Source organism: Pseudonocardia xinjiangensis (assembly GCF_012911925.1).
GTDB lineage: Bacteria > Actinomycetota > Actinomycetes > Mycobacteriales > Pseudonocardiaceae > Pseudonocardia > Pseudonocardia xinjiangensis.
In genome coordinates, this window is the sequence record NZ_JAAXKY010000103.1 from 19,461 (window position 1) to 27,716 (window position 8,256).

Below are 8,256 nucleotides of genomic sequence, written 5' to 3' on the forward strand. Positions count from 1 at the left end.
CCTCCCCTGCCGAACCGCACCCTCGCCCGTGGGGGAGACTTGTCGTAGGCCTTCCTCGTCGCACACCACCCAGAAAGCGCCGCCGTGCAGACCCACGAGATCACTCGTCGCTTCACCGACCACTTCACCGCGGCCGGACACGTCAAGGTGCCCAGCGCGTCGTTGATCCTCGACGACCCGAACCTGCTGTTCGTCAACGCGGGCATGGTGCAGTTCAAGCCGTACTTCCTCGGCGATGTGCCGCCGCCCTACGCGCGCGCCACCTCCATCCAGAAGTGCGTGCGTACCGGCGACATCGACGAGGTCGGCCGCACCACCCGGCACAACACGTTCTTCCAGATGGCCGGCAACTTCTCGTTCGGCGACTACTTCAAGGCCGGCGCGATCGAGCACGCCTGGACCCTGATCACGAGCAGCCAGGACGCCGGCGGCTACGGCTTCGACCCCGACCGCATCTGGGTCACGGTCTTCCGCGACGACGACGAGGCCATCGACCTCTGGCGGAAGATCGCCGGGCTGCCGCTGGAGCGCATCCAGCGCCGCGGCGGCAAGGACAACTACTGGGACATGGGCGTGCCCGGTCCGGGTGGCCCCTCCTCCGAGATCTACTACGACCGGGGGCCCGAGCACGGCCGCGAGGGCGGCCCCGAGGCCGACGAGGACCGGTACCTGGAGATCTGGAACCTCGTCTTCATGCAGGACGTGCGGGGTGAGCTGAGCCCGAAGGACGACCACCCGCCGATCGGCTCCCTGCCGAAGAAGAACATCGACACCGGCATGGGTGTGGAGCGGGTCGCGTACCTGCTCCAGGGTGTCGACAACGTCTACGAGACCGACCTCGTGCGTCCCGTGATCGCGCGGGCCGAGGAGTTCTCCGGCCGCCGCTACGGCGCCGACAACGCCGACGACGTCCGGTTCCGGGTGATCGCCGACCACGCCCGCTCCGGGGTCATGATCATCGGCGACGGGGTGACGCCGTCCAACGAGGGCCGCGGGTACGTGCTGCGGCGCCTGCTGCGGCGCATCGTGCGCTCGTCGCGGCTGCTGGGGGTGAACGAGCCGGTGCTCCGGTCGTTCGCCGAGGTCGTGCGCGACGAGATGGCGCCGACCTACCCGGAGCTCGTGAGCGGCTTCGAGCGGATCTCCGCGGTCGTCGAGGCCGAGGAGGAGGCGTTCCTCTCCACGCTCAGCGCCGGTTCGCGGATCTTCGACACCGCCGTGGCGGAGACGAAGCGCGGCGGCAGCCTCGTGCTGCCGGGGGACCGGGCGTTCCAGCTGCACGACACCTACGGGTTCCCCATCGACCTCACCCTCGAGATGGCGTCCGAGGCGGGCCTCGAGGTCGATCAGGACCGCTTCGCCGCGCTGATGAACGAGCAGCGCTCCCGCGCGAAGGCCGACGCCGCCACCCGCAAGGTCGGCCACGGTGACGGGTCGATCTACCGCACGGTGCTCGATACCCACGGTGTCACCGAGTTCCTCGGCTACACCGAGCTCTCCGCCGAGGCCACGGTCGTCGGCCTGCTCGTCGACGGGGTCCCGGTGCCGGCCGCGCGGGAGGGCGAGCACGTGGAGGTCGTGCTCGACCGCACCCCGTTCTACGCCGAGGCGGGCGGTCAGCAGGCCGACACGGGCGAGCTGCGTGGCGCGTCGTTCACCGTCCGCGTGGACGACGTGCAGTCCCCGGTCGCCGGGCTGCGGGTGCACCGCGGGGTCGTCGTCGCCGGTGAGGTGTCGCTCGACGCCGCCGTCGTGGCCGAGGTCGACCGGTCGCGCCGCGCGTCGGTGTCGCGGGCCCACACCGCCACCCACCTCGTGCACGCGGGCGTCCGCGGCGCGCTGGGCACCGCCGCCGCGCAGGCCGGCTCGCTCAACGCCCCGGGCAGGCTGCGGTTCGACTTCACCTCGCCCACCGGCGCGGTCGCGCCTGCCGCGCTCGCGGAGATCGAGGACGAGGTCAACACGGTTCTGCAGCAGAACCGCGAGGTCGAGGCCTACGAGACCACGATGGACGAGGCCAAGAAGCTCGGCGCGATGATGCTGTTCGGCGAGAAGTACGGCGACCGGGTCCGGGTGGTCGACATGGGCGACTACTCCCGCGAGCTGTGCGGGGGCACGCACGTCGGGCGCACCGGCGAGATCGGCATGATCAAGGTGCTGTCGGAGGCCTCGATCGGCTCCGGCGTGCGTCGCGTGGACGCACTGGTCGGGCTCGACGCGTTCCGCCACCTGTCGAAGGAGCACCTGCTCGTCTCGACGCTGGCCGACCAGCTGAAGTCGCGTCCGGAGGACCTCCCGGACCGGATCAACGGGCTGGTCGAGCGGCTGCGCACGGCCGAGCGCGACCTCGAGAAGGTGCGCGCCGACGCGGTGCTGGCCTCGGCCGGAGCCCTCGCGGCGGGTGCCGAGGACGTCGACGGGGTCGCGCTCGTGGCAGTGGCCGCACCGGACGGGGTGGCCGGCAACGACCTGCGTGCTCTCGCCTCCGACGTCCGGGGCCGGCTCGGGTCGCGGCCCGGTGTGGTCGCGCTCTTCTCCGGCGACGGCGAGAAGGTCTCGTTCGTGGTGGCCACCACGGCCGCCGCCCGGGACCGCGGACTGGCCGCGGGCAAGCTCATCCCCGCGTTCGCCGCGGCCGTCGGAGGCCGGGGTGGCGGCAAGCCGGACCTGGCCCAGGGTGGTGGCACCAACCCTGCCGGGATTCCGGACGCCGTGCGTGCCCTGCGCTCCGCGCTGCGCAACTGACGTGGTGCGGGGTCGGCGGCTCGGGATCGACGTCGGTGCCGTTCGCGTGGGGGTCGCCCTCTCCGATCCGGACGGCGTGCTGGCCACCCCGCTGCTCACCGTCCCCCGTGACCTCGACCACGGCGCCGACCTGCGGACGATCGCCGGCCTCGTCGCCGAGCACGGCGTCGTCGGCATCGTCGTCGGACTGCCCCGCACGCTGGCCGGGCGGGAGGGTGCTGCCGCCGAGGCGGCGCGCGCGTTCGCCGTCGGGCTCGAGTCCGTCGTGGACGTTCCCGTCGAGCTCTCCGACGAGCGGCTCACCACCGTGGTCGCCACCCAGCAGCTGCGCGAGCGCGGTGTGAAGGGACGCAAGCAGCGCGCCGTCATCGATCAGGCGGCCGCGGTCGCGATCCTGCAGGGCTGGTTGGACGCCGCGCGGCGGCGGTGACCCGCCGCTGACCCGGCAATGCAGGGTCATGAGCTGGCTCGTTACTGTCGAGCATTGTGAACCCGGACGGATGGGACCAGCGAGGGCCGCACCATCACGATGGTGGGGCGGACGGTTCGCAGGTCACCGGACAGGTCGGGGTGTACCCCTCCCGCCAGGAGCAGCTCGCGTCCCGGCGGGCCGGGCAGCGCTCCCGCACGCAGAAGCGGCGCCGGCGCAACCTCGTGGTGCTGCTCGCCGCGCTCCTGCTGCTCGGCGCCGTCGCGGGCGGTGGCTACTACGTGTTCTCGTCGCTGTTCTCCACGCCCGACTTCGAGGGCAGCGGCACCGGCGACGTCATCGTGCAGGTGCACGACGGCGACTCGACCACCCAGATCGGGGGCACGCTGGCCCAGCGTGGGGTCGTGGCGGGTGTCCAGGCATTCACCGAGGCCGCGGCGCAGGACGACCGCATCCGGTCGGTGCAGCCCGGCTACTACCAGCTGCGGTCGCGGATGTCCGGGGAGTCGGCCGTGGAGCTGCTCCTGGACCCGAAGGCCCGGGTCGGACAGCTGGAGATCCGCGGTGGTGTCCAGCTCGACGACACCAGGGCGCCCGACGGCACGGTGGCGCCCGGCGTGCTCACCCTGATCTCGAAGGCCACGTGCTTCACGCAGGACGGCGCCCAGCAGTGCGTCTCGGTCGACGCGCTGCGGGCCGCGATGACCGGCACCGACCCGGCTGCACTCGGCGTGCCGGCGTGGGCGCTGGAGGAGGTCGCCAAGGCCGAACCGGCCCGCAGGCTCGAAGGCCTGCTGATGCCGGGCCGCTACAACGTGGAGCCCGGCACGTCGGCCGTCGACGTGCTGCGTGGTCTGCTGACCACGTCGGACGCGCGGCTCGAGGCGTCCGGGCTCGTGGCCGGGGCCCAGAGCATCGGCTCCAACCCGTACACCGTGCTGACGATCGCCTCGCTGGTGGAGAAGGAGGCCATCACCCCGGACATGCCGAAGGTCGCCAGGGTGATCTACAACCGGCTCGGGGCCGGTCAGCGGCTCGAGCTCGACTCGATGGTCAACTACCCGCTCGACCTGCAGGCCCTGCGCACCACCGCGGACGACCGGGCACGCCCCGGGCCGTACAACAGCTACGTCGTGGCCGGCCTGCCGCCCACCCCGATCTCGGCCCCGGGGATCGACGCGATCAAGGCGGCGCTCACCCCCGCCCCCGGCCCCTGGTTCTTCTTCGTCCGGTGCCAGACCAACGGCTCCTCGTGCTTCGCCGCCACCTTCGCCGAGCACTCCGCCAACGTCGCGGAGGCCCGCCGGAACGGCGCCTTCTGACTGACCCGCTGCCGGGGCCGTCGCGGTCAGGCCGGATCAGCCGGGCGGCCGAAGAAGCCCGGCGGCGGCTCCGGCGACGGCGTGGCCGCGCGATCCGACGGCGCCGCCGCGTCGCCCGCGAAGCGGCGGACGTCCGCTCCCGCCAGCACGCGCGCCGGGAACGGGTCGGACGCGGCGCGGCGCACCAGCCCGTCCACCGGGAGCTCCTCCGCGCTGCCCAGGAGCACCAGGTTGCCGAACCGCCGCCCGTGCAGCAGGTCGGGCGCGGCGAGCACCGCCACGTCGGCGAACCGGGACAGCGCAGCGGCCACCTGCGTCCGCGCGAAGCGCAGCTCGCCGCCGTCGGCGACGTTGGCCGCATACACCCCGCCGGGCGCGAGGGCCGCCGCCACCGAGTCAAGGAACTGCGTGGACGTCAGGTGCGCCGGGGTGCGGGCCCCGGCGAACACGTCGAGCACGAGCAGGTCGACCGAACCCGGTGTCGCCCGCGTGAGAGCGGCCCGCGCATCGCCGACGATCACGTCGATGCCGAGCCCGTCGGCGGGCAGGCGCGAGCGCACGAGGTCGACCAGCGCGGCGTCGAGCTCGACGACCTGCTGGACCGACCGGGGCCGCGTGGTGGCGACGTAGCGCGCCAGCGTCCACGCCCCGCCGCCGAGGTGCAGCACCCGCAGCGGCGACCCGCGCGGTGCCAGCAGGTCGACGACGTGGCCGAAGCGACGCACGTACTCGAACTCCAGGTGGGTCGGGTCGTCGAGATCGACGTGGGACTGCGCGGTGCCGCCGAGGAGCAGCGTCCAGCCCTGCGGCCGGTCGGGGTCACCCAGCAGCTCGGCGTGGCCGTGATCCACCTCGGCGTGGACGACCGCGCGCGCCACCCGCTCCTCCGGCTCCGTCGGTCCGTGCACCCCCCGATCCTGCTCCCTCGGCCTCGTCACTCCCCGGGGCGGGCCCACCCGTAGACGTGCTCGAGCGCCAGCGTGAGCAGGACCCGGCCGTCGGCGACCATCGCCGCGCGGTACTCGTCCCAGTCGGGGTGCTCGCCCCGCAGGTCGCGGTAGTAGCCCACCAGCGCCTCCACCGTGTCGTCGTGCGGGTCGGCGGCCTCTGCGGACAGCTCCGCCGTGCCCTCACCGACGACGTAGGCGCCGTAGTCGGCCCGGGTGACGTGGTAGCTGGCGCGGGGGTCACGGCGCAGGTTGCGGGTCTTCGCGCGGTCACCGGTGATGGAGATGCGCACCGTGCTGGTGGCGGGGTCGAAGGCGTGGGTGACGACCGAGGACTGCGGCCTGCCGTTGCGCTTCAGGGTGATCAGGATGCCGTTGGGCTGCTGGGTGAACAGCTCGACCAGTGCGGGATCGATGCCGGTGCTCGTGGCCATGTCTGCTCCTCGTGTCGGGGACGGGGATACCACTCAACGCCACCGCGGGGCGATCCGCAGCCATGCCCCCCGGCGGGTTGTCCACCTGGGTGGCCGGCCATCCACAGCTGCGCCCGCGCACTGGCGGCCCGGACCAGGGCCGCCGAGGATCAGCCCGTGGACGATCGGGAGCGGCGCAGCAGCGCCACGGCCGGGCCGATGGCGGGCGTGGTGGCTGCGCTGCTGGTGGCGGGGCTGCTGGCGGCGGGGCTGCTCGTCGCGGCGGCATCGGTGGCCGGGGCCGCCGCGGTGCTGGGCGCAGGCGTCGCGGGGTGCGCTGCGGGCACGGTGGCCCGGGTGCTGCTGGGCAGGCTGCGCCGGGGCGCCCGGATCCGGCCGCCGTGGTGCGAGCTCACGGTGGGGACGCTATGGGGCGGCACCGCCGCCGGGTGGGCCGCAGGCGTTCTCCCGGCGGCGTGGCTGCCGGTGTTGCTCGGGCTGGGCTGGTTCGGCGTGGCCGCAGGGGCGGTCGACGTGGTGCACCGCAGGCTCCCCGACGCGCTCACGTTGCCGGCGCTGCCCGCCGCGCTGCTGCTCCTGCTGCCCGTCGGGGGCCCCGCGGTCCTGCACGCCGCGGCCGGAGCCGCGGTGGCCGCGGGCGCCCACGCCGCGGTCCACCTCCTCGCCCGGGGCGCCATGGGCGCGGGCGACGTGAAGCTCGCCGCGCCGCTCGGTGCGGTGCTGGCGGCCACCGGCTGGCCGGCACTCGCACTGGCGGCGGTGCTGGCCGCGGTCCTCACCGCGGCGCTCGGGGTGGGCGCCCTCGCCGCGGGGACGCCACGGCGGGGAGGGGCCGTGCCGCACGGGCCGTCCATGCTGGCGTCCACCTGGCTGGTCGCCTCGTGGCTGGCTGCCGCGGGTGCGGTGCCCACCCATCAGGGAGGGGGGTGAGAGAATCGACGGCGTGCTGCGCTGGATCACTGCCGGGGAATCCCACGGTCCCGCGCTGGTCGCTGTGCTCGAGGGCATGGTCGCCGGTGTCGAGGTCACCACCAAGGAGCTGGCCGCCGAGCTGGCGCGCCGCCGGCTGGGCCACGGCCGCGGCGCGCGGATGGCGTTCGAGGCCGACGAGCTCGAGGTCATCGGCGGGGTGCGCCACGGGGTCACCCAGGGCGGGCCCGTCGCGGTGCGGATCGGCAACAGCGAGTGGCCCAAGTGGGAGACGGTCATGGCCGCCGACCCGGTCGACCCCGAGCTGATCGCGGGCCGGGCCCGCAACGCGCCGCTCACCCGGCCCCGGCCGGGCCACGCCGACCTGGCCGGCATGACGAAGTTCGGCTTCGACGACGCCCGCCCGGTGCTGGAACGCGCGAGTGCCCGGGAGACGGCGTCGCGGGTCGTGCTGGGCACCGTGGCCAAGGCGTTCCTGCAGCAGGCGTTCGACGTCGCGATCGTGTCCCACGTCGTCGCGCTCGGCTCCGTGGAGGCCTCCGACGACGAGCAGCCCGGCCCGGCTGATCTGGAGCGGGTGGACGCCAGTCCCGTCCGGGCCTGGTCCGACGCCGCCACCGCGGCCATGGTGGCGGAGGTCGACGCCGCGCAGCGCGACGGCGACACCCTCGGCGGCGTGGTGGAGGTGATCGCGTACGGGCTGCCGGTCGGGCTGGGCTCGTACGTGCAGTCCGACCGCAGGCTGGACGCGCGGCTCGCCGGTGCGCTGATGGGGATCCAGGCGATGAAGGGTGTCGAGATCGGCGACGGTTTCCGCACCGCGCGGCGCCGGGGCAGCATGGCGCACGACGAGATGATCCCCGGCGACCCGGTGAAGCGACTGTCCAACCGGGCCGGGGGGATCGAGGGCGGCATGACCAACGGCGAGCCCGTGCGGGTGCGGGCGGCGATGAAGCCGATCTCCACCGTGCCCCGTGCCCTGCAGACCGTCGACGTCGCCACCGGAGAGGCCGCCCAGGCCATCCACCAGCGCTCCGACGTGTGCGCGGTGCCGGCGGCAGGCGTGGTGGCCGAGGCGATGGTCGCACTGGTGCTGGCCGATGCCGCACTGGAGAAGTTCGGTGGCGACTCCCTGGCCGAGACCCGCCGCAACTTCCGCGCCTACCAGGACGCCGCGCAGCACTGACCCGGGGGCGGGCCCCCGGCTCAGCCCTCGAAGAAGCGGGGGCGCCTGCGCATCCGGCCGCGCCGGGTGGCGGAGTGGAAGGCCGCGGCGGCGTCGGGGCCGGTCGTGGGCACGGTGGCGCCCGGGCTGCTCTCCGCAGGCTTGTCGTTCGTGGTGCTGAACGCGGAGAAGGGGGTGCCGGCGTCGCCGCCCCCGGGGTTGCGCAGCTGCGGTTCCAGGTGGGCCTGCCGGCGCCGCCGGGGGAGGGGGAGCTGCTCACGGG

8 protein-coding genes are annotated in these 8,256 nt (G+C 74.2%); 5 read left to right on the forward strand and 3 right to left on the reverse strand.

The window, feature by feature from the left end; all coding sequences use genetic code 11:
• Nucleotides 1-84 precede the first annotated feature (84 nt).
• The 3 genes from alaS to mltG are packed head-to-tail and all read left to right on the forward strand — an operon-like array spanning nt 85 to nt 4,497.
• A complete protein-coding gene (gene alaS / locus HF577_RS25820; protein ID WP_169398544.1) occupies nt 85-2,745 on the forward strand; it encodes an alanine--tRNA ligase in 2,661 nt (886 codons plus the stop codon).
• A 4-nt stretch (nt 2,746-2,749) separates the two neighbouring features.
• On the forward strand, nt 2,750-3,175 hold the full coding sequence (gene ruvX / locus HF577_RS25825) for a Holliday junction resolvase RuvX (protein WP_312859387.1): 426 nt from the start codon (nt 2,750-2,752) through the stop codon (nt 3,173-3,175).
• A 56-nt stretch (nt 3,176-3,231) separates the two neighbouring features.
• The gene (mltG, locus tag HF577_RS25830; RefSeq protein WP_312859386.1) at nt 3,232-4,497 is read left to right on the forward strand and encodes an endolytic transglycosylase MltG; all 1,266 of its coding nucleotides are present in this window, start codon (nt 3,232-3,234) and stop codon (nt 4,495-4,497) included.
• 26 nt (nt 4,498-4,523) lie between these two features.
• Here mltG and HF577_RS25835 read toward each other — a convergent pair whose 3' ends face one another.
• Complete coding sequence (locus tag HF577_RS25835; protein ID WP_169398546.1) at nt 4,524-5,405, reverse strand: spermidine synthase; 882 nt, start codon at nt 5,403-5,405, stop codon at nt 4,524-4,526.
• A gap of 26 nt (nt 5,406-5,431) precedes the next feature.
• Complete coding sequence (locus tag HF577_RS25840) at nt 5,432-5,878, reverse strand: PPOX class F420-dependent oxidoreductase (protein WP_169398547.1); 447 nt, start codon at nt 5,876-5,878, stop codon at nt 5,432-5,434.
• 156 nt (nt 5,879-6,034) lie between these two features.
• Here HF577_RS25840 and HF577_RS25845 point away from each other — a divergent pair, with 156 nt between their 5' ends.
• Nucleotides 6,035-6,808, forward strand: coding sequence for a prepilin peptidase (locus HF577_RS25845; protein WP_169398548.1), 774 nt, complete (start codon nt 6,035-6,037; stop codon nt 6,806-6,808).
• A gap of 13 nt (nt 6,809-6,821) precedes the next feature.
• The gene (aroC, locus tag HF577_RS25850) at nt 6,822-7,994 is read left to right on the forward strand and encodes a chorismate synthase (RefSeq protein ID WP_169398549.1); all 1,173 of its coding nucleotides are present in this window, start codon (nt 6,822-6,824) and stop codon (nt 7,992-7,994) included.
• 20 nt (nt 7,995-8,014) lie between these two features.
• On the opposite strand, the gene HF577_RS25855 is transcribed toward aroC, so the two are convergent.
• Nucleotides 8,015-8,256 (reverse strand): hypothetical protein (locus tag HF577_RS25855; RefSeq protein ID WP_211174826.1); only part of this gene is annotated, 242 nt, incomplete at its 5' end.